This is a genomic window from Geobacter grbiciae (genome assembly GCF_018531165.1).
Classification (GTDB): domain Bacteria; phylum Desulfobacterota; class Desulfuromonadia; order Geobacterales; family Geobacteraceae; genus Geobacter; species Geobacter metallireducens.
Map to the genome: position 1 here is coordinate 134,441 of NZ_JAHDIW010000009.1, position 26,300 is coordinate 160,740.

A 26,300-nucleotide genomic window follows, 5' to 3' on the forward strand; every position below is an offset into this window, starting at 1 on the left:
GAGTTCCCGTGAAACGCCTGTTCATTCCCGCCATGCTGCTCCTCCTTCTGCCGGTGCTCCTCTTTGCCAAGGATTACCAGGTTGTTACCTTCAAGACCGACACCGCCGGTGCCATTAACTTCAGCCATCCCGTCCACCTGAAGGCCCTCGGCAACAACTGCACCCTCTGCCACAACAAGATCTTCACGATCGGCACCAAGTCGGCGCCGGTGACCATGAAGGAGATGGAGGCGGGCAAGTCCTGCGGCGCCTGCCACAATGCGAAGCGAGCCTTCGCCCTCGGCGAGTGCACCCGCTGCCACGTGACAAAGGAGGTGCCGGTCGATATCCCCAATTTCGGCGCCGTCATTTTTAGTCACAAATTCCACCTGGGGCTCGGCGCCTACGGTTGCGCCGACTGCCACAACGCCATCTTCGGCGCCCGTACCGATAACCCCCACATTACCATGAAGGAGATGGAAGGGGGACGTTCGTGCGGTGCCTGCCACGACGGCAAAACCGCCTTCTCGGTCAAGGGGGACTGCACCAAGTGCCACACGGTGCGGGATATCCCTTTTGCTGCCGACGCCACCTTCAGCCACGCTGCCCACTTGGGATTCGGCCATGTCTGTGGCGACTGCCACAGCAAGCTCTTTGTGGCCGGCCCCAAAAGCAAGCGCTACACCATGCTGGAGATGGAGACCCAGCAGTCGTGCGGCGGTTGTCACAACGGCAGTACCGCCTTCTCGGTCAAGGGGGACTGCGGCCGGTGTCATACGGCTGTCAGGGATGTGACCTTCGCGAAAAGCGATGCATTCTTCAGCCATAAGATCCATACAGCTCTGCTGGGGTGTGGCAGCTGCCACAGCGGTATCTTCGTCGGTGGCGTCAACAGCCGCCGCTACACCATGGCCGAAATGGAGAAGGGACTCTCCTGCGGGGTCTGCCACGAGGACAAGACCGTCTTCGGCGTCCGGGGCAACTGTGACCGCTGCCACGTGAAGACGCGGAATGTGAGCTTCAAGACGGGGGCTGCCGGCACGGTTGCCTTCCGGCACGATTTCCACCGCCAGATGTATGGCTGCGGAGACTGTCACAACGGCATCTTCACCGCCGGTGCGGGGCGCAAGAGCTTCACCATGGCCGAGATGGGGCAGGGAAAATCGTGCGGCGCCTGCCATGACGGCAAGACCGCCTTTGCCGCCACTACTGCCGCCAACTGTGGCAAATGCCATCCCCTGCGGGATGTGATCCTTCCCCACGATGCCCGTTTCCCCCACGTGAAGCACCTGGAATCCCAAACCTGCAGCGACTGCCATAACGGGCTCTTCCTCTCCGGTCCCGGAAACAAGCGCTGGACCATGGCGCAGATGGAGCAGGGCAATTCCTGTGGCGCCTGCCATGACGGCTCGATCGCCTTCACCGTCAAGGGATCGTGCGGCACCTGCCATACCTCCACCGTGGAGGTGGCGATTCCGGTCCGCCAGACGGGAGTCACCCGCTTCAGCCACACGTTCCACGCAGGCCTCCATGGCTGCACCGATTGCCATAACGGGATCTTCGGAGCCGGCGCATCGGCCAGGCGCCACACCATGGCCGACATGGAGAAAGGGGGCTCGTGCGGCGCCTGCCACGATGGGAAAAGCGCCTTCACCGTGAAGGATAACTGTACCAAATGCCATCCGGTGAAGGAGATCTCCTTCAAGGAACCGGGCGCTCTCTTCAGCCATACCTTCCACCTCAACGCCTATTCGTGCGCCGACTGCCACGATGCCCTCTTTAAGCCTGATTCCGAGAACCGGCGCTGGACCATGGCCGACATGGAGAAGGGCAAATCGTGCGGCGCCTGCCATGACGGCAAGAGTGCCTTTGGCGTCGCCGGTGCCTGCGAGAAGTGCCATCCGGCCACCAAGGGGATCAAGTACGAGCTTCCCGGCGATGTGGGGAGCGTCCTCTTCAGCCATAAATCCCACTCCGCCAAGGGATACGGTTGCGTTGACTGCCACAGCAAGATTATCGTGGCCGGCGCCGGGAGGAAATCCCATACCATGAAGGAGATGGAGCAGGGACAGTCGTGCGGCGCCTGCCACGGTTTCAGCATGGCCTTCAGTGTTAAGGATCCCATCCACTGCGAGAAGTGTCACCAGAGGCTCTATTGATGCATCCCTGAACCAGCCTCCATCACCTTTCGTCGCCCCCGCCGGCCCTGTGAACATGTTTGCATGGCCGGCGTTTTTATGCTAAAAACAAACCTTTGATTTTAATCCCTTACTGACCCGCCAACCGGAGGTAGCACGTCGTGGAAGAGAAATACATCCCCCGAAACGTCGAAGAGAAGTGGCAGAAAATCTGGGAGGAGAATAAGACCTACAAGGTCACAGAAGATCCTTCCAAGCCCAAGTACTATCTCCTCGAAATGTTCCCCTATCCTTCGGGGCGCATCCACATGGGGCACGTGCGCAACTACTCCATCGGCGACGTGGTGGGTCGCTTCAAGCGGCTGCGCGGCTTCAATGTCCTCCATCCCATGGGGTGGGACGCGTTCGGCATGCCGGCGGAGAATGCAGCCATTCAGCATAAGAGCCACCCGGCCAAGTGGACCTACGAGAACATCGCCTACATGCGGAGCCAGCTCAAGAAGATGGGTCTTTCGTATGATTGGGACCGGGAGCTGGCCACCTGTGACCTTGACTACTACAAGTGGGAACAGAAGGTGTTCCTTGAGATGTATGAGAAGGGGCTAGCCTACAAGAAGACCTCCTACGTCAACTGGTGCCCCAAGTGCGAGACGGTTCTGGCCAACGAGCAGGTGGAGGACGGAGCCTGCTGGCGCTGCGACAGCGAGGTGACCCAGAAGGAGCTGGAGCAGTGGTTCTTCCGGATCACCGACTACGCCGAGGAACTTCTGGAGTATACCGAGAAGCTCCCCGGCTGGCCCGAGCGGGTGCTGACTATGCAGCGCAACTGGATCGGCAAGAGCTACGGCTGCGAAATCGATTTTCCCGTGGAGGGGAGCCTCGCCAAGATAAAGGTGTTCACCACCCGCCAGGACACTCTCTACGGCGCAACCTTCATGTCCCTGGCCCCCGAGCACCCCATGGCCCTGGAGCTGACAACCCCTGACCGCCGGGCCGAGGTTGAGGCCTTCATCGACAAGGTGAAGAAGACCGACAAGATCAAGCGGACCGCCGAGGACTTCGAGAAGGAGGGGGTCTTTACGGGCTCCTACTGCATCAACCCGGTGACCAACCGGCGGATGCCGGTCTTTCTTGCCAACTTCGTCCTTCTCGACTACGGCACCGGCGCGGTCATGGCCGTGCCGACCCATGACCAGCGCGACTTCGAGTTTGCAAGGAAGTACGATCTGCCGCTCCAGGTAGTCATCCAACCGGAGGGCGAAACCCTCGATCCCGCCGCAATGGCCACCGCCTACACCGAGGTGGGGACGATGGTCAACTCTGGCACCTTTGACGGACTGCGGAGCGACGAGGCGAAGGAGAAGATCGCCGATTACCTGGCAAAGGAGGGGATCGGCACCAAGACCGTCAACTTCCGGCTGCGGGACTGGGGCATCTCCCGCCAGCGCTACTGGGGGAACCCGATCCCGGTCATCTACTGCGATATCTGCGGCGTGGTGCCGGTGCCGGAAAAGGACCTGCCAGTGGTGCTCCCCATGGATGTGGAGTTCACCGGAGAGGGGGGGAGCCCCCTCAAGAAGCTCGACTCCTTCGTGAATGTTCCCTGCCCCCAGTGCGGCCAGATGGCGCGCCGGGAGACCGATACCATGGACACTTTCGTCCAGTCCTCCTGGTACTTCCTCCGCTACTGCTGCCCCGATTTCGCCGCCGGCCCCATCGACAAGGCCCGGGCCGAGTACTGGATGTCCGTTGACCAGTACATCGGCGGCATCGAGCACGCGGTGCTCCATCTCCTCTACGCCCGCTTCTTTACCAAGGCCCTGCGGGATTTGGGGTATGTGACCGTTGACGAGCCGTTCACGAACCTCCTCACCCAGGGGATGGTCATCAAGGACGGCGCCAAGATGAGCAAGTCCAAGGGGAACGTGGTGGATCCCGATGCCCTCATTAACCGGTACGGGGCCGACACGGCACGACTTTTCTCCCTCTTTGCCGCGCCGCCGGAGAAGGATCTGGACTGGAGTGACCAGGGGGTCGACGGGAGTTACCGCTTCCTCAGCCGGGTCTGGCGTCTTGTCTGCGATCTTCTCCCCTTTGTCGGTAAGGGGGGAGCCGTTGATTCGGCTTCCCTCTCCGACGATGCCCGGGGGCTCCGCCGTGCCGTCCACAAAACAATCCGCAAGGTCACCGACGATATCGACGAGCGGTTCCACTTCAACACCGCCATTGCCGCGATCATGGAACTGGTGAACGCCATCTACGCCTTCGAGCCCAAGAATGCGCCGGAAAACGGGCCGGTCCTCACGGAAGCCATCGAGAGTGTCGTCATCATGCTTTCCCCCTTTGTTCCCCATGTGACGGAGGAACTCTGGGAGGCCCTTGGCCACCAAGGAGGGGTGGAGGCGGCCGGTTGGCCCTCCTTTGATCCGTCAGCCGCTGTGGACGAGGAATTCCTCATCGTGGTCCAGGTGAACGGCAAGCTCCGTGGCAAGGTGACGGTTGCCACTGACGCTACCGAGGAGCAGGTCAAGGCCGCTGCCTTCGCCGACGAGAAGGTGAAGCCGTGGATAGAAGGGAAGCAGCTCAGGAAGGCGATTTATGTGCCGGGTAAGCTTCTCAACATCGTGGTGGGGTGACGGGTCTATGTCGACCCTGAAGGGGAGCATTGTGCGTCTTGTGGTGGCAATCGTGACCATGCTGGTTATTGCCGGGTGCGGCTACCACATCATGAGACCGGCGCGGGGCGGGGCTGAGCTCGAAGGCAAGACCCTGCAGGTTTCCATCTTTACCAACCGGAGCTTCAGGCCAAACATCGAAGCAACCCTTACCGATATTATCGTAGATGAGTTGGCCAAGAGGGAGGGTACCCGGCTTGTGGAGAGAGGAGGCGATCTCGTTCTCTCGGGAACTGTCCTCACCTATGGCACCTCCCACGCCTCCTATACCGCCAAGGACGAGGTGAAGGAATACCGCGCCACGGTTACTGCGGAGGTAGCGCTGCGTCGGAACGACACCGGCCAGGTGGTCTGGAAGGGTGTCATCACGTCTACTCAGGATTTTCCCGCCCTGACCGATCTGGTTGTCCAGCAGAACAGCGAGGATGCCGCGATTCGGGAGATCTGCCGCAAGATGGCGCGGGAAGTCTATATTCACCTTACGGAAGATTTCTGATGTCCATGGAGTCCCTGTTCCGACTTCTTCGAGCCCATGAAAATCGACGAATTCAATAAAGCCTTGGACCGGGGAGAGATTTCTCCCCTTTATTATTTCCATGGGGACGAGCCGCACCTCATGGAACGGGCCGTGAAGCGGCTCATGGATAGTGCTGTCCCCCCCGATTTCCGCGATTTCAATCTGGATGTCTTCTACGGCAACGAGTGCAAGGGGGACGAGGTTGCCTCGGTTGCCCAGACGCTCCCCATGTTCGCCGATCGACGGATGGTCCTCGTGAAGCGGGCCGGAGATCTCTCCGCTGCCGCCCTGGAGATTCTCGCCTCCTGTGTCGCCGACCCTCCGCCAACCACCTGTCTCGTCTTCATGGGGGAGAAGGTGGACCAGCGGAAGAAGTTTTTCCAGGAGATGAAGAAGAAGGGGGAGCTTGTGGAGTGCAAGCGCCCCTATGAGAATCAGCTTGGCGCCTTCATCCGTGAGGAGGCAAAGGGGCTCGGCAAGCGGGTCGAACCGGCGGCGGCCGAGATGCTGGTCTATCTGGTGGGGAACAACCTGGGCGAACTCTCCACCCAGTTGGAAAAAGTAGCCCTGTACGTGGGGCAGCGTGAGACGATCTCTGTGGAGGATGTGCGGGGAATTGTCTCCGACACGAAGGTGGAGAGTGTTTTCGATCTTACGAATGCCCTCGGGGAGCGAAACGTGGTAAAGGCGCTCCGAAGCCTGGCCACCATACTCAGGGACGGGGAGGCGCCGCTTATGCTTCTAGCCATGATCGCGCGGCACTTTCGGCAGCTCTGGCGAGTGCGTGATCTGATGGCGCAGAAAGTCCCCCAGCAGGACATTTCCCGCCTTGCCGGGATCAATCCCTACTTCATCAAGGGAGTCATGGCACAGGCGCGGAACTTTTCCGCCTCAGAATTGAAAAAAGTTTTTGAGGGCCTCTATGCTACCGACCTTGCCTTGAAGGGGGGAGGGGCGAAACGGCCGACCCTGACTTTGGAAAAGCTTGTGATGGACGTCTGTGGGATGGGCTCCCGGTAGCAAGAGGGAGGAAATTATCTCATGCAGCAAGGCATTTGACCGTGCAGCGTCACAGAAAAAGGGACCCCTGTCGGGAGTCCCTTTTAGTAGTGCATATAGAAAAAATGGTTACCCGAGGGTATTCACCAGTTTGGTGAGACGGGAAACGTTGCGGGATGCGGCATTGGCGTGGATGATCCCCTTGGTGGCCGCCTTGTCGATGACCGGGATCGCTGCCTGGAGGGCTTCTTTGGCCTTGGCTGCATCCTTGGCCTCGACTGCCTCACGCACATTCTTTATGAAAGTCCGCAGACCGGAGCGGATGGACTTGTTTCTGAACTGCTTTCTCTTGTTTTGCTTGATTCTTTTCAGGGCCGACTTGTGATGAGCCAAACTACACCTCCAGTATGTATTACGAGTGGATTCAGATAATTTTGAAAGTCAATTAGTTAGCATTGAATGGAGTGGCAAGTCAAGCTAAAAATCTCGTGGCCTATGGTGGCAAGAGAGAAGGGGATATGGGGCAATCTTCGTCCCGCACATATTGGGTGCTGGAAGCCATTGCCGGACTTTATCCCGCTTGTGCGGTATACGGCAAATACGCAGTTGACGGGACGCGGCGTAATTTCGTAATATCTATCGAATTATCCGCAGGAAAGAGGACCCGTGACCGGCGAAAAACTTCTGTATATCGAAACCTTTGGTTGCCAGATGAACGTGAGCGATTCCGAGAAGGTGGCGTCGCTCCTGAGGGGGGAGGGGTACTCCCAGACTCCCGATTCATCGGAGGCGGACCTGATTATTGTGAACACCTGCAGCGTGCGGGCAAAGGCCGAGCACAAGGTCTACAGCTACCTGGGCCGCTTTCGGAAGCTTAAGCGTGACAGACGGTTGCTTCTGGGCGTGGGGGGGTGCGTGGCGCAGCAGGAGGGGGAACGGCTCCTGAAGCGGGTGCCGTGGCTCGATCTCGTCTTCGGAACGCACAACCTCCATCTTTTGCCGGAGATGGTCAGGGCCGCGGAGCAGGGAGAGCGCAGGGCCGCGGTGGATTTCATCGACAACGAGGCAAGGCTCGACTTGTTCCCGCAAGCCGACGAAGGGGGGGGCGTAACCCGCTTCGTGACGGTCATGCAGGGGTGCGACAACTTCTGCTCCTACTGCATCGTCCCTTACGTGCGGGGAAGAGAGATCAGCCGCCGTTCCGTCGAGATCATCGGAGAGATTCGCAGCGCCGTGGCTGGTGGCGTGCGGGAGGTGACGCTTCTGGGCCAGAATGTCAACTCCTACGGGCTGAAGACGCCGGGTGAGCTGAGTTTTGCGGGGCTCCTGCGGGAAATTTCGGCCATCGACGGCCTGGAGCGGATCCGCTTCACCACCTCCCACCCGAAGGATATCTCACCGGAGCTCATTGCCTGCTTCGCCGAGCTTCCCAAGCTCTGCGGACACATCCATCTGCCGGCCCAGGCGGGGAGCGATTCGATTCTGGCACGCATGAACAGGGGCTATACGCGGCAGGAATACCTGGAAAAGGTGGCAGCGCTCAGGGCGGCTCGCCCGGAGATCCTCATAACCGGGGACATCATCGTCGGCTTCCCCGGTGAGACGGAGGCCGATTTTCTCCAGACCCTCTCCCTCATGGAGGAGGTCCGCTATACCGACATCTTTTCCTTTGCCTATTCCCCCCGCCCCGAGACCGCCGCCGCGTCCCTCGGCGACAGGATTATGCGCAAGGAGACCACGGAGCGCCTGGAACGGGTTCAGGGGCTCCAGCGGGACATGACCATTGAGAGGCATGCCGGCTTTGTCGGCACCTGCCAGGCGGTCCTCGTGGAAGGGATGAGCAAGCGGGGAGACCAGCTCTACGGCCGCACCGACGGCAACCTGATCGTGAACTTTGCCGGCAATCCCTCCCTCGCAGGTTCCCTCGTCGACGTGCGCATCACTCGCGGCTACCCGAATTCGCTCCTGGGCGAACTCGCAGTTTTTCAATAAGAAAACGGAGCACCCATGTACCTGAAGATGAACATCCACGGCTTTGCCCTCGACTCCATCGCCCAGAGGCCGGTCGTCCTCCTCAAGGATGCCGATGAGGCGAATACCATCCCCATCTGGATCAACAGCAGCGACACCCTGTACATCGTGGCCGAACTCGTCCGCCATGACGCCGCGGCCAAGAGCGACCGCAAGGATCTCCTCTCGGCGCTGCTCGGTCATTTGGACGCAGAAGTGGCGGAGATTGTCATCGAGGACATGAAGGACGGCCTCTTCGACGCTTCAGTGGGGGTTTTGCTGGACGGCGAGACGGTGCTGCTCCCGGTGCGGATCCCCGAGGCCCTGGTGTTGGCCCTCAAGCACTCCCTGCCGGTCATGGTGGCGGACCACCTACTCAACAAGATTGCAAAGAGCAACGGTGACACCGACGAACGCTTCACCGACGCCGATGCGCGCCGCTTTGTGGATTTTCTCGAAAACCTCGATCCCGCCGATCTCGGCAAATATCCCATGTGAATTGATGGGGCGACAGCCCCGTCGTGACAGATTTTGGAGAGGAGCCATCAATGCGTCAGGAGTCCCTCGATTTTTTCAAACAGCTGGTCGAAGCCCCAAGCCCCTCCGGCTACGAACAGCCGGCCCAGCGGGTCTTTCGCGATTACATCGCCCCCTTTGCCGAAGTGACCACCGATGTCATGGGGAACGTGTTCGGCCTCATCCGCGGCGAGGGTGAAGACCTTCCGCGGGTCATGATCGTGGGGCACTCGGACGAGATCGGCTTCCAGGTGAAGTACATCGACGACAACGGTTTCATCTTCTTCGCTCCCATCGGCGGGGTGGATGCCCATCTGACGCCGGGGAAGCGAGTCCGCATCCACACGGCCAAGGGAGAGGTGGCGGGCGTCATCGGCAAGAAGCCGATCCACCTCATGGATGAAGAGGACCGGAAAAAGGTGGTCCGCCTTGACGCCCAGTACATCGACATCGGCGCGGCCGACAAGAATGATGCCCAGGAGGCCGTACGGGTCGGCGATCCGGTTACCTTCGCCGTCGGCTTCGAGTCGCTCCTGGGGGACCGGGTCGCTTCCCGGGCCTTTGATGACAAAGCCGGGAGCTTCGTGGTGGCCGAGGTGCTCCGAACCGTGGCCGAATCGGGGGTGAAGCTTCCGGTGGACCTCTACGGTGTCTCGTCCGTGCAGGAGGAAATCGGGCTCCGCGGCGGCACCACCAGCTCCTACAGCGTTAACCCCCATGTGGGGATCTGCGTGGAGGTGGATTTTGCCACGGATCAGCCCGACGTGGAGAAGAAGCACAACGGCGAGGTGAAGCTCGGCAAAGGGCCGATTCTCCCCCGGGGGGCCAACATCAACCACCCCCTCTTTGACCTCCTCTCGGCCACGGCGGATCGGGAGGGGATTGCGGTCCAGTACACCGGCATTGCCCGGGCCACAGGTACCGACGCCAACGTGATGCAGATATCCCGGGGTGGCGTTGCCACAGCCCTGGTGAAGCTGCCGCTCCGCTACATGCACACGCCGGTGGAGGTCATCTCCCTCTCCGATCTGGAGAACGCCGTTCGACTTATCGTCGCTGCGCTGCCGGGTATGGGGAAAAAAGAGGCGTTCATTCTGCGCTGACGAAGAGGGCTCGGAGTGAAACGGTTTTTCTCTTCGAGCCCTCCCTGATTTTCTCTTTGATTTTAACCCCTTTTAACTTGACTCACCTTTTTGCCTCGACTATCTTTTTCGGTTAATACTTTGAGACCCACCACAAAGGAGTCCGCGATGTTAGACGAAACGATTCAGGAAGGCCTGACCTTCGACGACGTTCTGCTCGTCCCTGCCCATTCTCAAGTTCTCCCCCGCGATGTCTCCCTCAATACCCGCCTGACCCGAAATATCCACCTCAATATTCCGCTCGTTTCCGCTGCCATGGATACGGTCACCGAGGCCCGGACCGCCATCTGCATGGCCCGCGAGGGGGGAATCGGCATCATCCACAAGAACCTCACCATCGAGGAACAGGCCATGGAGGTGGACAAGGTCAAGAAAAGCGAATCGGGCATGATCGTGGACCCCATCACCATGCGCCCCAACCAGAAGATCCACGAGGCCCTGGCCATCATGGAGAAGTACCGGATCTCCGGGGTTCCGGTTACCAACGCCAAGGGGAAGCTGGTCGGCATCCTCACCAACCGCGACCTCCGTTTCGAGACGGATCTGAACCTTCCCATATCCGCCCGCATGACCAAGAAGCGGCTCGTGACCGTGGCGGTGGGCACCACCCTCGAAGAGGCCAAGGAGCATCTGAAGCAGACCCGGGTGGAGAAACTCCTGGTTGTGGACGACGATAAGAACCTCAAGGGGCTCATCACCATCAAGGATATCGAGAAGGTCAGGAAATACCCCAATGCCTGCAAGGACGGCCTGGGGCGCCTGCGGGTCGGCGCTGCCGTCGGTCCGACCGCTGACATGCTGGTCCGTGCCGATGCCCTCGTGAAGGCCGGTGTTGATGTGATTGCCATCGACACGGCCCACGGTCATTCCCAGGGGGTTCTGGACGCAATACGCTCCTTGAAGTCAGCGTTTCCGGGGGTTGAACTCATCGCCGGCAACATCGCCACTGCCGAGGCCGCCGAGGCTCTCATCAAGGCAGGGGTCGACGCCATCAAGGTGGGGATCGGTCCCGGCTCCATCTGCACCACCCGCGTGGTGGCCGGGGTCGGCGTGCCCCAGATCAGCGCCATCGCCCAATGCGCAAAAGTCGCCCGCAAATACGACATCCCCCTCATCGCCGATGGCGGGGTCAAATACTCCGGCGACGTCACCAAGGCAGTGGCCGCCGGCGCCGACGTCATCATGATCGGGTCGCTCTTCGCCGGCACCGAGGAGTCCCCCGGCGACACCATCCTCTATCAGGGCCGCGCCTACAAGAGCTACCGCGGCATGGGCTCCATCGGCGCCATGAAGGAGGGGAGTAAGGACCGCTACTTCCAGAGCGACGTGGAGAGCGAGGTGAAGCTGGTTCCCGAAGGGATTGAGGGGATGGTTCCCCTGCGTGGACCGCTGGGTGCCAACGTCCACCAGCTCATGGGGGGGCTCAGGGCCGGCATGGGCTACACCGGCTGCCACACCGTCAGCGAACTCCAGCAGAAGGGGCGCTTCATCCGGATCACCGGCGCCGGGCTCAAGGAGTCCCACGTCCACGACGTCATGATTACCAAGGAAGCTCCCAACTACCGGGTTGAGAACGTACGATGAGCAGTGATATCCACAGCGAGAAAATCCTGATCCTGGACTTCGGTTCACAGTACACCCAACTCATCGCCCGGCGAGTGCGGGAGGCCCACGTCTACTGCGAACTCCATCCCTTCGATATGGACCTGGCGGCGATCCGCGCCTTTGCCCCGCGGGGGATCATCCTCTCCGGCGGCCCCAAGTCGGTGTATGAGGAAGGGGCCCCGGCGGTGGAGGAGGCTCTTTTCGAGCTGGGAGTGCCGGTCCTTGGCATCTGCTACGGCATGCAGCTCATGAGCCGCCACTTTGGCGGCCAGGTGGTGCCGGCCGGGAAACGGGAGTTCGGCCACGCTGACCTCCTGGCTGTGGGGACTCCCGGCCCCCTCTTCGATGGCTTTTTCGTGGAAGGGAAAAGCCCGGTCTGGATGAGCCATGGCGACCATGTGTCTCTGGTTCCCGCAGGGTTTCAGGTGGTGGGGGAGACGGCCAACGCGCCGGTCTGCGCCATCCAGGATCTTGCCCGCAATCTCTATGGTGTCCAGTTTCACCCGGAAGTTAACCATACCCCTCGGGGGGAACTCCTCATCGATACCTTTGTCCGGAAGATCTGCGGTTGCAGTGGCCAGTGGACGCCGGGACACATTATCGATGATGCCGTCAGCCGTATCCGCGCCCAGGTGGGGAATGACCGGGTGATCCTCGGCCTTTCGGGCGGAGTCGACTCGTCGGTGGCCGCAGCCCTGATCCATCGCGCCATCGGCGACCAGCTCACCTGTGTTTTCGTGGACAACGGCCTGTTGCGCCTCAGCGAGGGGGACCAGGTGATGGCCACCTTTGCCGAGAATCTCGGAGTCAAGGTGATACGGGTGGACGCCGAGGATCGCTTTCTCACGGCCCTGGCCGGCGAGAGCGACCCGGAGAAAAAACGCAAGATCATCGGCAAACTCTTCGTGGATATCTTCGAGGAAGAGTCGAATAAGATCACCGACGCCCGCTGGCTTGCCCAAGGGACCATCTACCCCGACGTCATCGAGAGCGCCGGAGCCAAGACCGGCAAGGCCCACAACATCAAGAGCCACCACAACGTGGGGGGACTCCCCGACTACATGAAGCTGAAGCTCCTGGAGCCCCTGCGGGAGCTCTTCAAGGATGAGGTCCGGGCCATCGGCGAGGAGCTGGGGCTTCCCCATCAGATGGTATGGCGCCATCCCTTCCCGGGGCCGGGGCTTGGGGTCAGGATCCTTGGCGAGGTGAAGAAGGAGTACGCCGACATCCTCCGCCGGGCCGACGCCATCTACATCGAGGAGCTTTACGCTGCCGGCCACTACGACAAGATCAGTCAGGCTTTCGCCGTCTTCCTGCCGGTTAAGAGCGTCGGGGTCATGGGTGACGGTCGCACCTACGAGTACGTGGTGGCGCTGCGGGCCGTGGAGACCAAGGACTTCATGACCGCAGGGTGGTATCCGCTTCCCTACGAGGACATGGCCCGCATATCGAGCAGGATCATCAACGAGGTGAAGGGGGTCAATCGGGTGGTGTACGACATCTCCAGCAAGCCTCCCGCTACCATAGAGTGGGAATAGATTCATTTCAGAAAGGGCGCCGAACGGCGCCTTTTTCTTTTTTTCGGACCCACCTGAAAATACGGAGTGATTTGGTATTATTTCAGTAGAGAGAGTAAATCAAACCAGGGAAAGGGGGCTTGTGTATGAACGTTATCGACTGTGCGCTCAAGATGGAGGAGGAGGCTGCTGCACATTACATACAACTGGCGGCGGCTTCTTCTGTTGATGAGTTGCAGCGCATTTTCAGTATGCTGGCGGCGGCGGAAAAGGAGCACCATGCTACCCTCTTGTCCATGCTGGGTAATATTGATCCGGCAAAGGCGGAATTCAAGGCCCTCGACGAGGCTGCATGCGCCTTCAAACCGCTCCTCGGCAAGCGTGACCTGGTGTCTGAACTGCTGAAGGATCCTGACGGATACCAGCACGTGGTGAGGGAAGAGGAGGCAAGCATCAAATTCTACGAGGAACTTGCTGGCAAGGCTGACAACGAGGAGACCCGCGCTCTGTTGAAGAAGCTGGCCGATGAGGAACGGCGACACCTGAGCATCGTGGAAAATATTTACTCGTTCGTGGAAAATCCGAAGACCTATCTTGCGTGGGGAGAGTTCAGCAACCTGAAGGAATACTGAAACGAACAATTTCCCAGCCCGCGCGTAAAAGCCCGCCCAGAGACGGGCTTTTTTATTGCGGCCAAGCCGTGAAACGCTCTATAGTTATTAGGTTGCTTCAGTTTCAGGAGTCTGCTGTGCTGTACCCTGTCAACCTCATCATTTTCGATCTGGATGGAACCCTCATCGATTCCCTTCCTGACCTCGCCGACGCCACAAACCACATGCTGTCCAGTCTCGGTAGGCCTTCCATCGGCCAGAATGCCGTGCGCAGACTCGTGGGGCAGGGGGCGCGCCGTCTTGTCGAACGGGCCCTTGCCGGTGCTTCTGAGGACGAAATCAATCAGGGGCTTGATCTCTTCCTCGACTACAATCACCGGCATATTGCCGACCGAACCGTCCTCTATCTCGGCGTTCCGGAGACCCTCGACGCCCTGAAGGGGCGGGGGATGCGGATGGCGATCATCTCCAACAAGAACGTGGCCCTCTGTCGTGAGGTAGTCTCTGTCCTTGGCATAGACCGCTACTTTGACGAGGTTCTGGGTGCCGATTCCCTGCCGTTCCGTAAACCGTCGCCCGAGCCGGTCCTGAAGCTTTTGGCCGATTTCGGGGTGCCTCCGGAACGGGCAGCCCTGGTCGGAGACAGCATTAACGACATGGCCGCCGCCAAGGGGGCAAGGGTATCAACGGTGGGATGCACCTGGGGGTATGGCGAACTGACGGAGCTTGCCGATGCTGATTATCTTGTTGAAAGCTTCGGTGAACTTTTTGGAATACCGTTGTTTTGTGGTGGCGAGGTAAGTATATAATGGTTGGGGTTGCGGTGCAGGGATGGACCGGGCGCATGCTGTGTGTCGATCTGGCGACAAGGGAGAGTCGGCGCGAGACGATTCCGGCGGAATTTCTCCAGGCCTATCTGGGGGGCCGGGGGCTTGGGGTGAGGCTCATGCGGGATTGGTACCGGCTCGATCCCTACGATCCGGCCATGCCGCTCATTTTCGCCGTCGGTCCCCTCTGCGGCACGCCAGCCCCTACAGCGGCCCGCCTTTCGGTCGTGTCCCGCTCTCCTCTTACCGGCACCATCTACGACTGCTCCGCCGGAGGGCGCTTTGCGTGGCGCCTGAAAGCGGCAGGGTTCGATGCTTTGGTGGTTACCGGCAAAAGTGCAACCCCTGTTGCCATTGCGATTACGCCGTCGGGCGCCGAGATCGTCGATGCGAGCCAGCTTTGGGGGAAAACGGTCCATGATACCGTCACGGCCCTTGCCGGCCGCGGAAGCGTGGCAACCATCGGGCCGGCTGGAGAACGAGGGGTCCTCTTCGCCAATATCATGATGGGAGAAGGGAATTCGGTGGGGCGTGGCGGCCTCGGTGCGGTCATGGGGGCGAAGGGGCTGAAGGCGGTTGTGGTGAATGGCGACCAGCCCGTGGTCATCGCCGACCGGGAGCGGTTCGAAAAGGCTCGGCAGGACGTGATGCGGCTTTTCCGCGCTTCACCTGTCATCTTCGGCGAACTGGGGATTGGCGAATATGGCACGCCGGCCTTGGTGGATCTCATGCGCCAGCGCCGCATGGCCCCTACCGACAACTTCCGGCGGACCGTCTTCGAGGAGTCGGGGAACTACTCCGGGCCCGCCATTCGACGCGATTTCCACGCCAAAAAAGACGGCTGCTACGGCTGCCCCATCCAGTGCAAGAAGAGTACTCCTGCCGGAGAGCATCTTCCCGAATACGAGACCCTCTCCCATTTCGGGGGGTTGAACGGCATTGCCAGCCTTGCATCAATCGTGAAATCCAACACCCTCTGCAACGAACTGGGGATGGACACCATCTCCGCCGCCGCCACCCTCTCGGCCTGGGGGGAGGCGCGTGGCAGTTTCCCTGATGGCGAGGAGGTGCAGCGACTGCTGGCCGACATCGCCTTCCGCCGGGGTGACGGTGAGCTTCTTTCGCTCGGTTCCCGGCGGGTTGCCGAGGCCCTGGGGCAGCCCGGCCTCTCCATGAGTGTCAAGGGGTTGGAGCTTCCCGCCTACGATCCCCGTGGCGCCTACGGTATGGCCCTGGCCTATTGCACCAGCAACCGTGGCGGATGCCACCTGCGCGCCTATCCCATTTCCCACGAGATCCTCCGCAAGCCCATTGCCACCGACCGCTTTTCGTTCTCGGGCAAGGCGCGGATCATTGCCATTGCCGAGGACACCAACGCCGCCGTCGATTCCCTGGTTGCCTGCAAGTTCTCGTTCTTCGGTGCCACGCTGGAAGAATATGCCGAGCTGTTGTCAGCAACCACCGGTATTGACTACTCACCCCAGGACCTCAAGGAGATCGGTCGGCGGATTTGCCTCACCGAGCGGTTCTACAACTGCGACAACGGATTCAGTGTGGCGGACGACAGTCTCCCGGAGCGGTTCTTTTCGGAGCCGGGCTCCAGTGGGGAGGGGGTCGAAATTCCTCCCCTCGATCGAGCGCGCTTTGATGAGGAGTTGCAGAAGTACTACCGGATTCGCGGCCTCACCCCGGAGGGGGTGTTCGCGGATCGGGACTTGCTGGTGAAGCAGCCATAAAGACCATGCGGTTTCAGATGAGATGTGCCTGCCTATCTGGCTGTTCTGTCGATATTCTTTTGTTTGAGTTGCTGCTACCAGTGCGTATTGAGGTAATTGGGTAAGTATATGTTTGATCAGATCGCCGCCTACACGAACAAGCTTGTTGCCGACCGCTCGGCCCTGCCGGGGGAGATCGCCATTGCCGCCCAGGACGATGCGCTCATTGCCGACGGCTACCCCGCGCTGGCGCAATTGGCCGGCGACGTCCTTGCCCGGCTCAGTTGCCTTGGCCTGATAGCGGCCCGGCCGTCGCTCCCCTTCGCCGATTTCCTGGTAGCCCGGGCGCCGCGGAAAGAGTCGTTCATCGTCCCCCGGGACACGGAAACACGCACCTTTCTCCACGATATCCCGTTCCTGCGGCGGGAGGAACTGGGAAGCGACCCGGCCCCGGCCATCGCCCGACTCCTGGGGAGCCGCAAGGGGGTAGTCGTGGAGGGGATGGGGATCGTGGCGAGCGGCGCCCTCACCATCGAGCAGGCCTACATCAACTACTCGTCGGTCTTCCATTCGACATTCGTGAAGTATCTCCAGGACGTGCTCCATGACGGCTTCGTCCTCCCCGGAGAAGCGGAGGCCTTTGCCGCGTTCCGCCGCGACTGGCTCCGCCCCCTCTCGGCCGACGGCCTTGCCTTCCACTGCGGCCCATTGGCCGATCCCGCCGTCATCCTCCACGAGATAACGACGGTGGGGCGCTATACGGTGGAGCGGGGGCTTGTGGACTCCTTCTTCGGCAACATCTCCTGCCGCGCCGGCGATGTCATCTACATCTCCCAAACCGCTGCGAGCCTCGACGCCCTGGCCGGCTGCATCGACCCGGTCCCTATGGACAATTCCTCCACCTTCGGCATCACCGCGTCCAGTGAGCTGCTGGCCCATCGCCGCATCTACGAGGTGTCGGGTGCTGCAACAATTCTCCATGGCCATCCCAAGTTCGCGGTGGTCATGAGCATGGAGTGCGACGAAGTCGGCTGCACCGTGACTGACTGCTGGAAAGAGTGCGACCGGGTCCGGCTGCTGGGTGACGCGCCGGTCGTGGCGGGGGAGATCGGGGCAGGCGGGCTGGCGAAGAGGGTTCCGCCGGTCATTGCCGGCCCTCGCCGGGCCGTGGTCTACGGACACGGGGTCTTTACGGTGGGAGAGAAGGATTTCGCCGAGGCCTTCCGGGCCATGGTCGAGGTGGAAAACTGGTGCCGGGAGGAATACTTCCGGAGGGTGGCAGAGACGCTGAAGATAGGTCCCTAGTTGAAATGCTTGGGGACTGACAGGGTGAAGGAGGTCCCTTCCGGCTCTCGACTGGTGAATGCAACCTTCCCCTTCAGGTACCGCTCGCCGAAGAGCTTCACGCTGTAAGTGCCGATCCCCCTGCCGCTGCCTGCCTTGGTGCTGAAGGAACGCTGAAATATCTGGAGCTGGACCTCTGCCGGCATGACCCCCGGGTTGGTAACGGCAAAGGTGACCCGCTCGGCGTCTTCGGAGCAGGAAAGGGTAACGGTTCCCTCCTGTGGCGTCGCCTCCAGGGCATTTTTTACAAGGTTTCCGAGGATGCGGTGCAGGATCTGCCCATCGCTTTCGATGGAGCAGTCAGCGATCTCTCCCATGACCAGGTGGCGTCCCGCTGCGATATCGTGGGTCACATAGAGGGCATGGACCTCCCGCACCAGATCCGGCACGCGCACCATCCCAAGGTCTGGTCTGAATTCCCCCCTTTCGGCGTCAAGGAGCTTGCGCTGGTGGTTGATCTCGTCGATAAGTCGGTTCGACAGGAGGACCATCCACTCCTTATATTCGAGTTCCTTTTCAGGGGGGAGATCCGGGTGTTCCATGAGCATGGCGGCAATGCCGTGAATGCCGCCGACGGTGTTGATCACGTCATGGAAAAAGACCCGCTCGAGGACGCTTCGACGCTTCTGGTCGCTGATGTCGCGCATGACGCAAACGGTGACCGGGATGCCATTGACCGTGGCGGGAGTTGAGCACACCTCAAGGTCCATGGATGTTATGTCGTTCCGGTTGAGGCTAATATGGCACTCATGGCAGTTCTGGATGAGGGTTTCCTGGCTTTCGAGGATCGACATGACCGCACCGCAGACGGAACAGTGATTGCCGGTGCCGCAACCCGCCGGCCCCTCCGAGGAGAAGATGCAGCCGAAAGTCTCGCCAGGACGCTTGCCGATGATGGAGGCGATGCCCAACCCGAAGGCGTCCAGCAGATGACGGTTGGCCGCAACAACCTGTCGTTCCTGGTTGAGGACGAGGGCATAGTCGGGTATGGCGTCGATCAGCGACGTGAGGGTGGTGTCGAGGAGGACTTGTTTGCGCACTTCCTCGACTTCCGTGCGGGATGCCCGTTCGGCAGCGGCGAAGAAAGTCGCGGCAATGTCTTTCGGTGCAGCCTTGGTCATCGGCCCGGTCTCCGGTTCTGTTAGGTAGCCCACAATTTAGCGGTATTCATTGCTGCAGTCAATGCCGTTGCCTTCAGACCGAGCGGATACTGATCTCTATGCCTGTGGGCCGGTGGGCATCCCGGAGGAGCTTTTCCGGAGCGGGTCTCCGTCCGCTGTTACAAAGGGGCTGTAACGGTGAAAAGTCGCGTCCTTGGCCGGCCGAGCAGTTATGGTTGTACAGAGACGACCGGCTGCTTCGGGAAGTTGGTGTCGGCTAATTGACGTTTTTCCTCATTTTTGCCAAAATTTTTTTGACGCCGTGTCATTTTTTTCTAAAGATTTTTCCACCCCCTGACGATATAGTAATCAACAAGAGAAAAACGGAGGGGACGGAGGCTGTGAGTGCCATGAAAATTGACGATAAGCCCATACTCCCAGCAACGGTAGCAACCAGAAGCGAAGCCGCCGCGGCGCTTGCCGACGGCGATATCCATAGGAGCGCCGCCCAGGGGCAGGGAGAGGATACGGTGCAACTTTCCGGCAATGCCGAACGGGTAGCCCGTATGAGTGAGGCCCTTCAGAAGATTCCCGACATCCGGGTGGAGCGGGTCCAGGAGCTCAAAAGGCAGGTGGCTGCCGGTGAATACGCCGTGAGCGCCCGCGACGTGGCCGAAAAGATGCTCATGACCATGAAGAAAGGGGTCGCTGTCTGACCGCCTATTGGAGATATGTCTTGAAAAGCCCGCCCTGTGCGGGCTTTTTTCTTGCCTCGTCTCCGCGGGGTGGTAATCTCATGCCATGGACGCTTCCATCGCATCTTTCCTGCAAAATCCGTTTCTGAGAACGCTGCGGCAGGCGTCAGCAAGCCTTGATCTACAATGCTATGTTGTTGGAGGATGCCTGCGCGACCTGCTGATGGGGCGCGGGGTGAACGACGTGGATATTGCCGTCGGCGGCGGGCCTGAGGCTCTTTCCCGCCGCTTTGCCAAAGAGTGTGGCGGCACCTTCTTCTGGCTCGACCAGGAGCGGGGGCATTCCCGCGTCGTCATCAAGGGAGGGGCCGGGATCGACACTTTCGACTTTGCTCCCCTGAGAGGTGAGGATATCTGTGCTGATCTCGCCCTTCGCGACTTCACCATCAACTCTCTTGCCGTGCCTCTCCAGGGTGGGGTGGAGCTTTTCGATCCCTTAAAAGGCGAAACCGATATCCGTGCTCAACTGGTAAGGCGTTGCGCCGAATCGGTTTTTCGTGATGACCCCCTGCGCCTTGTACGCGCATTCCGTTTTGCCGCCACCCTCGGCTTTCGCATCGAGACTGAAACTCTCGCGGCAATTACGACCCATGCACCTCTTATTGCAAACAGCGCTGGGGAGCGGATTCGAGACGAACTTTTCCAGGTTCTGTGCATGCCCGGAACCGGGTCTGTTTTCCGAACTATGGGTGATGCGGGACTTCTCTGTGTGCTCTTCGGACTCTCTCCCTCGCAGGTTTATCCGGCAGCGGAGGCCATGGACAGGGTCGAAGCTGTTGTGCAATCCCTTTCACAGCTGGGCGACGAAACTGCGGAAAAGGGATGCTTACGGCTTCAGGAGCAAATCCAGGGAGGTATGACGGTTCTGTCCCTCACGAAGCTGGCTGCTTTTCTTACTGTAACAGAAGCGGATCTCCCTGCGGCGGCAGATCGGCTTAAGCTTGGAAAGACGGCAGGGCAACTCGTGGAGAAGCTGTGTCGTGCCGATACTCTTGCCCTTGCAGAGCGGTTGGACACGGTCTCCGCGTACACGCTTTTCAACGCATGCGATCCCGCAGGGCTCGAACTGCCGTTGCTGCTTCTTGCCCGAGGACACATCACCGAATCGCGCTGTCGCGAACTTGCCCGTTACTACCTGCACTGCCATATCCCCCGGGGAGGGAACCTTCTCCTCTCTGGAGCTGAAATCATGGAGTTGCTTTCCGTTCCTCCCTGCAAGATGGTTGGGGACGCCCATGAGCTTCTCCGGGAGGCCCAGTGCACCGGCCAAGTGAGAACTGGCGCTGAAGCAAGCGTCTTCCTCAGGAAAAAACTGTTGACAACCAACGAGCCCATGGGCTAAAAAGTTGTACTCAATCAAGCGGGAATAACTCAGTGGTAGAGTGTCAGCTTCCCAAGCTGAAGGTCGCGGGTTCGAATCCCGTTTCCCGCTCCAAGAAAATCAAGGACTTAGCCGCCACGGTTAAGTCCTTTTTTGTTAGCTTAGAGGGTTATGTTTCCGTTTTTGTTTCCGTTTGGCGAAAAAAATACCCTGAAATGGTGTGAGTCATCCAGAATTCTTTTGAAACTTGGATTCCATAGAAAGTCGCTCCTGTACGGATTACGACGGTTGGAATCATTTTTTATCCTGCTGGAATATCCTGAAGTATGGGCTGGAAAAGTTACAGGATAAACCTCACAATTCGTCGGTCAGTCTCCATTGTTTCCGTTTTTGCATCCGTTTTTCGAAAAAAATACGAATAAACAGCCTGATAGTGATGATGGTTTCAGGTCGCAGCAAACAATATGGTGAGGGGTGTGGAATGGAATATCAAACCATAATGGCGACGACTGCTGACAGCGGATTAGGAACTATTATTCTGAATCGTCCCGAGCGATGCAACGCAATCTCCATCCTGATGCGGCAGGAGATCTCTGTCTGTCTGACAACCTGGAACGAAGACGATAACGTGGGTTGCGTGATTGTCACCAGGGCCGGAAACACTTTTTCGTCAGGGTTTGACCTGGATGAATTCAAGCAGGTAGATCGTCATGCCGAGCTGCTGGCATCTTCTTCCCGATATCACCTTGACCTGTGGAACTTCTCCAAGCCGACCATCGCAGCGATAAACGGACCAGCAATGGGGGGAGGCTTTGATTTGGCTTGTTTTTGCGATATCCGGATTGCCGCCCATATCAGCCTCTTTTGGTCATCCCGAGATCAAATTTGGTGCTCCGCCGCTCTACACTCCCTTGCGCCGGATCGTGCGAGATGGGTATGCACGCGATCTATGTCTGACTGGACGAAGGATTGACTCCGCAGAGGCGATGAGGAGGGTTGGTCAGTGCGGTGTATGAGGTGGAGCAATTACCTGAAGAATCAGGCAAATTGGCAGCAGCTATCCTAGAGTCGCGTGCCGGTGGGTTGCGTTATTTGAAGCGCACCTTCGTAGCTGATAGCGGCAGCTTTGAGGAGTCTTTCGCTCTTGAGCACGACCGGGCCTTTCGAGAGGTCATCCTGAAGAAATTCGGGGGTTGAAGGGAACGGTTATGGATACTGGCCCAATAGTCTGGCTGGCTGCCAACAATGACAGAGCATGGTTCTAGGCCCACAGGGGTGAGTATGAGGATAATATGATGGAGCCGCTCAAGGCGTTGGACAGCGACCTGCCACGGCTGATGCACAGACATAGGTCCGGTTGGACAAGAATGACTCTGCTTTCATTTTTATGGAACAGGTAGCGGATGCAGCAGCTTGGACAACTCACAAAGATTTTCCGCTTTTCTCTCGTTTATAGCTGATACCTAGCTTGTTAACTCGCCACCTTAAAGTGTTTGGATTAACTTTAAGCAATTCAGCAGCACCTCCAGGACCATGAATCTTTCCGTTGGTAATCTTTAAAACGGAGCTTATATGAGAAGCTATAGCTTCGTTGAGGCTGAGCGGTGGGAATGTTATATTTTTTTTATTCGCATGCGGTACATCTCCGTTTGAAAAAAATGTATCAAAGTTGAGCGTGCCTCCCCTGTATCGAATCAATTCTCTTTCTACAAGATTTTCCAACTCACGCACATTCCCCGGCCAATTGTAATTTATAAGACGCAATAGTGCTCCAGGAGCTATGGATGGTGGTAAAGGCATCCCTAGTTCCCGGCTCTTTGCTTCCACAAAATATCGTGTGAGAGCGGGAATATCTTCCTTTCGCTGTCGCACTGGCGGCACAATGATTGGAAATGTGTTTAGTCGAAACCACAAGTCTTCACGGAAACTTCCACCAGCAATCATGTTCTGCAGATTGCGGTGGGTCGCCGCAATTACTCGTGTATCAACCTTGATAGCTTTATTACCCCCTATCCGCTCTATTTCTCGGAATTGCAGTACACGCAGAAGACGCACTTGTGCCATTGGCGGAAGTTCCCCAATTTCATCCAAGAAGATTGTCCCTCCATTTGCTCGTTCAAATCGCCCTCTGTTTTCAGCCAGCGCTCCGGTAAAGGCGCCCTTTTCGTGGCCGAATAGCTCACTGTCGATCAGATTTTCCGGCAGCGCTCCGCAATTAACTTTAATAAAAGGCCCGTCCTTCCGCTGAGAAGAGAAGTGGATTGCGTTGGCAATCAACTCCTTGCCAGTCCCTGTTTCACCTAGGATGAGTACCGTGTTGTTTAGTGGTGCGACTTGGTGTACCATCTCCATTACGTTGCGTAATCCTGTTTTCCCGCCAATAATCTCGTCTTCAGAGTGTCTGTAGAGCTCTCTGCTCAGAAAACGCTTATCATCCAGCAAAGTAGCCTGGTATCGAAGTACTTCCTCGTGAGCAAGGGCGTTAGCAAGGGCTATCGTAAAAGGTTTGGCGATGAAGCCGAGTAATTGGGTTTGCTCGTCGTTATACCTCCCTTCTCCTGCTGCCCGTAAGATTAGTCCCCCAAGCAATTCGTCATTTATGCGCAAAGGAACGACCATGTCCGTGTTGCCTTTGAACTTTGCTAGCGGTGCTAGGGTACGGAATATTTCATCATCTTCCGTGTCAATGACAAACGGCGTTGAGAAGTTCTTTGCGGCAATTTTCTCCGGCATTCCTTTCGGTAGCGGGATAATTTCGTCAAGGGGAACTGCATCGACTCCGTGGGCGTGAGCGATACGGCGCATAGCTCCAAGCCGTTCGTCGATAATGAAGAGTGCCAGTACATCAAGCGGAATATGTACGCTCAAATATTCGAATGTATTACGTAATGATTCTTTGATCTCCAAACTGCTGCAGATTCTCAAGGTTATCTCTCTGATGAATTCATCTCTGCTATCCATGGCATCACCTTTCCTCTTTAACCCTTTTTAAACATTCTCATTTTAACATTATCACAATATACCACTACTGTCACTGTGCTTTTAAAATACCACGATGTAAATCGTTAAATATAACTATTTACATCGTGGTAAAGTGGTAACTAACTGTTATTGCTTGAATTAATAAGGTGGCACGCTTATCGCTATGTGATGATCAATAGTAGTATCTAAAGCTACATTAGGAGCACACAATGGCCACCCTGCTGTATGTCACGTGCGATGTCCGACCACAGGAGCAATCGTGCGTCTTAATGCTTGGTAATGAATTTCTGGAGGAATATCTCCGTATGAACGCACACGACGAGGTGCAAATACTTGATCTTTATCGCGACAGTATTCAACGCGTTGACTTTGATGTACTTAACTGCTTGGAGCGAATTGAGCGCGGTGAGGATTACGTCCCTGTTTCAAATGAAGAGCGGAATAAGATGAGCCGAATATGGCGATTGGCAGATCAGTTTAGTAGATGCGACAAGTATGTTTTTGTCACCCATAGCCTCAACCTTTGGTTCCCTGCTGAATTCAAAATGTATATCGATGCGATTTGTGTCCCCAATCGTACCTACCGTTTGTCGCCGTACGGAGTTGAGGGGTTGCTTTCCGCATTGAGTAAAAAATCACTGCATATTCACGCATGTCCACCTGTTGTCTTTGGGCAAGAGTTGGATCAAAGCGTCGTATATCTGCGTTCTGTGCTCAATTTTCTTGGAGTGAAGGATCAGGAATCGGTGTGTATAAAAGGAGATGATCCAGAGCATGGGGCTAAGAAAGAATATGCAGTGGCTCGGCGCAGCATATTGGAAATAGCCAACGGTTTCTGAATTTAATTTGGGGACTCAAAAATTTCAAAGCACGGCGATTCTTGCCGTAATGGAGAACAACAGTGAAAAACAGGTTCATCTTAGCTTTTGCCGCATTAACTGTAATGCTTACTGTCTTAACAGCCTGCAAAAACGAGCATTCCGCAAAGAAGGTTAACGCCCCTGTCTCAAAATCTGTAACGACCATAGCAGTTTCTTCTGGTTCCCCGGCTGAATACTCGTCAGCTGGCTCTGTAGTGGCCGACCACCGAGTTGACATCACTTCAAGGCTAAGCGGTTATATCCGTTGGATAGGAGTTCATGAAGGAGACCGCGTCAAACGCGGACAAGTTCTGGTACGCCTAGATTCAGCAGATGTCGACGGTGGTATTCGCCAGACAGCCGCAGGACTCAAGGCTGCAGAGGCTGCCTATCGGGATGCAGACACTGACATGACACGATTTCAGAATCTTTATGAACGCGGTTCGGTCTCTGAAAATGAATTGCGTAAGATCACATTGAAGAATGACGCCTCGCGTGAAACGTTAAATCAAGCCAAGGCAGCCTATGAAATAGCGCGTTCTCAACGTACTTATACGGAAATTGTTTGTCCGATCGATGGAACTGTCGTAACTCGTTCCAAACTCGTTGGAGACCTTGCATTGCCAGGAGTGCCTATTCTGACGGTGGAATCTGGGCAAAACCTTATGTTTGAGACATCAGTTGATGCTGGCAAGCGGATTCCAGGTCTAACTACTCCAGGCACACCCGTAGAGGTTCAGGTAGAAGGGATAACAGCCCCTCTTAAAGGGGTAGTCAGCCGTATCGTCTCATCTGCTGATCCTGCCAGCCGCAGTTTCCAGCTTAAGATTGCACTTCCAGATACTAAAGGCCTTATTCCCGGTCTTTATGGCAAGGCTGTATTTAATATCGGAAAAACCGACTTACCGACAGTGCCACGGCAGGCTGTAGTAGAGCGAGGTGGTTTGCTGGGCGTCTTTGTTGTTGGAAAAGAAAATTTTGCACGTTTTCGCTGGATACGTACCGGCCGGGAATGGGCTGATCGGGTTGAGGTGACAGCAGGTTTACAGGCAGGAGAGCAACTGATCATGGCCCCTGATACGGCTATTCATGATGGCGATCAGGTTTCAGTTGTCAAGGAGGTCAAATGACTTCCAAAAAACAGAATGTTGCCGGCAGGCTCGCAGAGTATTTCGTAACCTCCAAGATGACAGCTTTATTTGTGCTTTCAAGCATCCTGATAGGTTTACTCGCCGTTGCGTTAACCCCAAGAGAAGAAAATCCACAGATTATTGTCCCGGCGGCAGAAGTCCAGGTTGCTCTTCCCGGAGCCTCAGCCGAAGAAGTTGAGAAACTGTTAGTTCGTCCGCTAGAAACAGACATTAAACAGATAACAGGCGTAGACCATGTGTATGCCACCGCAGTTAACTCTGGTTGTGGTTTGATGGTTCAGTTCAAGGTTGGACAAGATAAGGAAAAATCGCTAGTTAGGCTTCACGACAGCGTCATGGGCCGCCGCAATCTTTTGCCTCCTGAAGCTAGCATGCCGGTCATCCGTAGCGTTGATGTGGATGATGTGCCGGTTGTGACTGTAACCCTTACGTCGGAAAAATACGACGATTATGCCCTCAACCTGACACCGTGACAGCAAGTTCAGTAACTTGATTTTGTCGGCTATAACTATTTGATGTTCCTTGATAATTGAGCT

Annotated in this window: 23 protein-coding genes and 1 tRNA gene; 21 read left to right on the top strand and 3 right to left on the bottom strand. The window is 57.5% G+C overall.

Going from position 1 to position 26,300, the window contains the following annotated elements:
• The first annotated feature begins 8 nt into the window (after positions 1–8).
• The 4 genes from KJB29_RS12245 to holA all read left to right on the top strand — a co-directional run bounded on the left by KJB29_RS12245 (position 9) and on the right by holA (position 6,329).
• Complete coding sequence (locus tag KJB29_RS12245; RefSeq protein WP_004514497.1) at positions 9–2,138, top strand: cytochrome c3 family protein; 2,130 nt, start codon at positions 9–11, stop codon at positions 2,136–2,138.
• A 140-nt stretch (positions 2,139–2,278) separates the two neighbouring features.
• Complete coding sequence (gene leuS / locus KJB29_RS12250) at positions 2,279–4,753, top strand: leucine--tRNA ligase (protein WP_004514498.1); 2,475 nt, start codon at positions 2,279–2,281, stop codon at positions 4,751–4,753.
• 7 nt (positions 4,754–4,760) lie between these two features.
• Positions 4,761–5,288, top strand: coding sequence for an LPS assembly lipoprotein LptE (gene lptE, locus KJB29_RS12255; RefSeq protein ID WP_004514499.1), 528 nt, complete (start codon positions 4,761–4,763; stop codon positions 5,286–5,288).
• A gap of 36 nt (positions 5,289–5,324) precedes the next feature.
• Entirely contained in the window at positions 5,325–6,329 is a 1,005-nt protein-coding gene (holA, locus tag KJB29_RS12260) for a DNA polymerase III subunit delta (protein ID WP_004514500.1), read from the top strand.
• Positions 6,330–6,437: 108 nt separating this feature from the next.
• On the opposite strand, the gene rpsT is transcribed toward holA, so the two are convergent.
• Positions 6,438–6,701, bottom strand: a complete 264-nt coding sequence (gene rpsT, locus KJB29_RS12265; RefSeq protein WP_004514501.1) for a 30S ribosomal protein S20 — start codon at positions 6,699–6,701, stop codon at positions 6,438–6,440.
• Between the two features lie 273 nt (positions 6,702–6,974).
• Between rpsT and miaB the strand changes: the two genes are divergently transcribed.
• The 9 genes from miaB to KJB29_RS12310 all read left to right on the top strand — a co-directional run bounded on the left by miaB (position 6,975) and on the right by KJB29_RS12310 (position 17,556).
• Positions 6,975–8,300, top strand: a complete 1,326-nt coding sequence (gene miaB / locus KJB29_RS12270; RefSeq protein ID WP_004514502.1) for a tRNA (N6-isopentenyl adenosine(37)-C2)-methylthiotransferase MiaB — start codon at positions 6,975–6,977, stop codon at positions 8,298–8,300.
• 15 nt (positions 8,301–8,315) lie between these two features.
• Entirely contained in the window at positions 8,316–8,816 is a 501-nt protein-coding gene (locus KJB29_RS12275) for a bifunctional nuclease family protein (protein WP_004514503.1), read from the top strand.
• A 50-nt stretch (positions 8,817–8,866) separates the two neighbouring features.
• A complete protein-coding gene (locus tag KJB29_RS12280) occupies positions 8,867–9,937 on the top strand; it encodes a M42 family metallopeptidase (protein ID WP_004514504.1) in 1,071 nt (356 codons plus the stop codon).
• A gap of 147 nt (positions 9,938–10,084) precedes the next feature.
• Positions 10,085–11,560, top strand: a complete 1,476-nt coding sequence (gene guaB, locus KJB29_RS12285) for an IMP dehydrogenase (protein WP_004514505.1) — start codon at positions 10,085–10,087, stop codon at positions 11,558–11,560.
• Positions 11,557–13,119 carry a glutamine-hydrolyzing GMP synthase gene (gene guaA / locus KJB29_RS12290; protein ID WP_004514506.1) on the top strand — a complete coding sequence of 521 codons (1,563 nt, stop codon included), beginning with the start codon at positions 11,557–11,559 and terminating at the stop codon, positions 13,117–13,119. The genes guaB and guaA overlap by 4 nt, the downstream gene beginning before the upstream one ends.
• A 125-nt stretch (positions 13,120–13,244) precedes the next feature.
• Positions 13,245–13,730, top strand: a complete 486-nt coding sequence (locus KJB29_RS12295; RefSeq protein ID WP_004514507.1) for a ferritin-like domain-containing protein — start codon at positions 13,245–13,247, stop codon at positions 13,728–13,730.
• Between the two features lie 116 nt (positions 13,731–13,846).
• Complete coding sequence (locus tag KJB29_RS12300) at positions 13,847–14,518, top strand: HAD-IA family hydrolase (RefSeq protein ID WP_004514508.1); 672 nt, start codon at positions 13,847–13,849, stop codon at positions 14,516–14,518.
• On the top strand, positions 14,518–16,272 hold the full coding sequence (locus KJB29_RS12305; RefSeq protein WP_004514509.1) for an aldehyde ferredoxin oxidoreductase family protein: 1,755 nt from the start codon (positions 14,518–14,520) through the stop codon (positions 16,270–16,272). The genes KJB29_RS12300 and KJB29_RS12305 overlap by 1 nt, the downstream gene beginning before the upstream one ends.
• Before the next feature lie 108 nt (positions 16,273–16,380).
• Positions 16,381–17,556, top strand: coding sequence for a class II aldolase/adducin family protein (locus KJB29_RS12310; protein ID WP_004514510.1), 1,176 nt, complete (start codon positions 16,381–16,383; stop codon positions 17,554–17,556).
• Here KJB29_RS12310 and KJB29_RS12315 read toward each other — a convergent pair.
• Positions 17,553–18,716 carry a sensor histidine kinase gene (locus tag KJB29_RS12315; protein WP_004514511.1) on the bottom strand — a complete coding sequence of 388 codons (1,164 nt, stop codon included), beginning with the start codon at positions 18,714–18,716 and terminating at the stop codon, positions 17,553–17,555. The two genes, KJB29_RS12310 and KJB29_RS12315, sit on opposite strands and share 4 nt — an antisense overlap.
• 389 nt (positions 18,717–19,105) lie before the next feature.
• On the opposite strand from KJB29_RS12315, the gene flgM reads away from it, so the two are divergent.
• From flgM to KJB29_RS12340, 5 genes are all read left to right on the top strand, one after another.
• On the top strand, positions 19,106–19,411 hold the full coding sequence (gene flgM, locus KJB29_RS12320; RefSeq protein ID WP_004514512.1) for a flagellar biosynthesis anti-sigma factor FlgM: 306 nt from the start codon (positions 19,106–19,108) through the stop codon (positions 19,409–19,411).
• 85 nt (positions 19,412–19,496) lie between these two features.
• Complete coding sequence (locus tag KJB29_RS12325) at positions 19,497–20,792, top strand: tRNA nucleotidyltransferase/poly(A) polymerase-related protein (protein ID WP_004514513.1); 1,296 nt, start codon at positions 19,497–19,499, stop codon at positions 20,790–20,792.
• An 18-nt stretch (positions 20,793–20,810) separates the two neighbouring features.
• A tRNA-Gly gene (locus KJB29_RS12330) sits at positions 20,811–20,885 on the top strand.
• Between the two features lie 133 nt (positions 20,886–21,018).
• The gene (locus KJB29_RS12335; protein ID WP_215734817.1) at positions 21,019–21,744 is read left to right on the top strand and encodes an enoyl-CoA hydratase/isomerase family protein; all 726 of its coding nucleotides are present in this window, start codon (positions 21,019–21,021) and stop codon (positions 21,742–21,744) included.
• Between the two features lie 35 nt (positions 21,745–21,779).
• Positions 21,780–21,968: a hypothetical protein gene (locus KJB29_RS12340; RefSeq protein WP_215734818.1), complete on the top strand. Its 189-nt coding sequence runs from the start codon at positions 21,780–21,782 to the stop codon at positions 21,966–21,968.
• 225 nt (positions 21,969–22,193) lie between these two features.
• On the opposite strand, the gene KJB29_RS12345 is transcribed toward KJB29_RS12340, so the two are convergent.
• The gene (locus tag KJB29_RS12345; RefSeq protein WP_215734819.1) at positions 22,194–23,732 is read right to left on the bottom strand and encodes a sigma 54-interacting transcriptional regulator; all 1,539 of its coding nucleotides are present in this window, start codon (positions 23,730–23,732) and stop codon (positions 22,194–22,196) included.
• Positions 23,733–23,962: 230 nt separating this feature from the next.
• Between KJB29_RS12345 and KJB29_RS12350 the strand changes: the two genes are divergently transcribed.
• The 3 genes from KJB29_RS12350 to KJB29_RS12360 all read left to right on the top strand — a co-directional run bounded on the left by KJB29_RS12350 (position 23,963) and on the right by KJB29_RS12360 (position 26,237).
• Positions 23,963–24,592 (top strand): NAD(P)H-dependent oxidoreductase, encoded by a 630-nt coding sequence (locus KJB29_RS12350; protein ID WP_215734820.1) that lies wholly within the window; start codon positions 23,963–23,965, stop codon positions 24,590–24,592.
• 62 nt (positions 24,593–24,654) lie between these two features.
• On the top strand, positions 24,655–25,743 hold the full coding sequence (locus KJB29_RS12355) for an efflux RND transporter periplasmic adaptor subunit (protein WP_215734821.1): 1,089 nt from the start codon (positions 24,655–24,657) through the stop codon (positions 25,741–25,743).
• Positions 25,740–26,237, top strand: coding sequence for an efflux RND transporter permease subunit (locus KJB29_RS12360; RefSeq protein ID WP_215734822.1), 498 nt, complete (start codon positions 25,740–25,742; stop codon positions 26,235–26,237). Before KJB29_RS12355 ends, KJB29_RS12360 begins: the two co-directional genes overlap by 4 nt.
• The last annotated feature ends 63 nt before the right edge of the window (positions 26,238–26,300 follow it).

Excerpts from the sequence above, each read along its gene's own strand:
- lptE (WP_004514499.1), top strand. The coding sequence starts at position 4,761 with ATGTCGACCCTGAAGGGGAGCATTGTGCGTCTTGTGGTGGCAATCGTG.
- holA (WP_004514500.1), top strand. The coding sequence starts at position 5,325 with ATGAAAATCGACGAATTCAATAAAGCCTTGGACCGGGGAGAGATTTCT.
- KJB29_RS12275 (WP_004514503.1), top strand. The coding sequence starts at position 8,316 with ATGTACCTGAAGATGAACATCCACGGCTTTGCCCTCGACTCCATCGCC.
- KJB29_RS12280 (WP_004514504.1), top strand. The coding sequence starts at position 8,867 with ATGCGTCAGGAGTCCCTCGATTTTTTCAAACAGCTGGTCGAAGCCCCA.
- guaB (WP_004514505.1), top strand. The coding sequence starts at position 10,085 with ATGTTAGACGAAACGATTCAGGAAGGCCTGACCTTCGACGACGTTCTG.
- guaA (WP_004514506.1), top strand. The coding sequence starts at position 11,557 with ATGAGCAGTGATATCCACAGCGAGAAAATCCTGATCCTGGACTTCGGT.
- KJB29_RS12295 (WP_004514507.1), top strand. The coding sequence starts at position 13,245 with ATGAACGTTATCGACTGTGCGCTCAAGATGGAGGAGGAGGCTGCTGCA.
- KJB29_RS12305 (WP_004514509.1), top strand. The coding sequence starts at position 14,518 with ATGGTTGGGGTTGCGGTGCAGGGATGGACCGGGCGCATGCTGTGTGTC.
- KJB29_RS12310 (WP_004514510.1), top strand. The coding sequence starts at position 16,381 with ATGTTTGATCAGATCGCCGCCTACACGAACAAGCTTGTTGCCGACCGC.
- KJB29_RS12315 (WP_004514511.1), bottom strand. The coding sequence starts at position 18,716 with ATGACCAAGGCTGCACCGAAAGACATTGCCGCGACTTTCTTCGCCGCT.
- flgM (WP_004514512.1), top strand. The coding sequence starts at position 19,106 with ATGAAAATTGACGATAAGCCCATACTCCCAGCAACGGTAGCAACCAGA.
- KJB29_RS12325 (WP_004514513.1), top strand. The coding sequence starts at position 19,497 with ATGGACGCTTCCATCGCATCTTTCCTGCAAAATCCGTTTCTGAGAACG.
- KJB29_RS12345 (WP_215734819.1), bottom strand. The coding sequence starts at position 23,732 with ATGGATAGCAGAGATGAATTCATCAGAGAGATAACCTTGAGAATCTGC.
- KJB29_RS12350 (WP_215734820.1), top strand. The coding sequence starts at position 23,963 with ATGGCCACCCTGCTGTATGTCACGTGCGATGTCCGACCACAGGAGCAA.
- KJB29_RS12360 (WP_215734822.1), top strand. The coding sequence starts at position 25,740 with ATGACTTCCAAAAAACAGAATGTTGCCGGCAGGCTCGCAGAGTATTTC.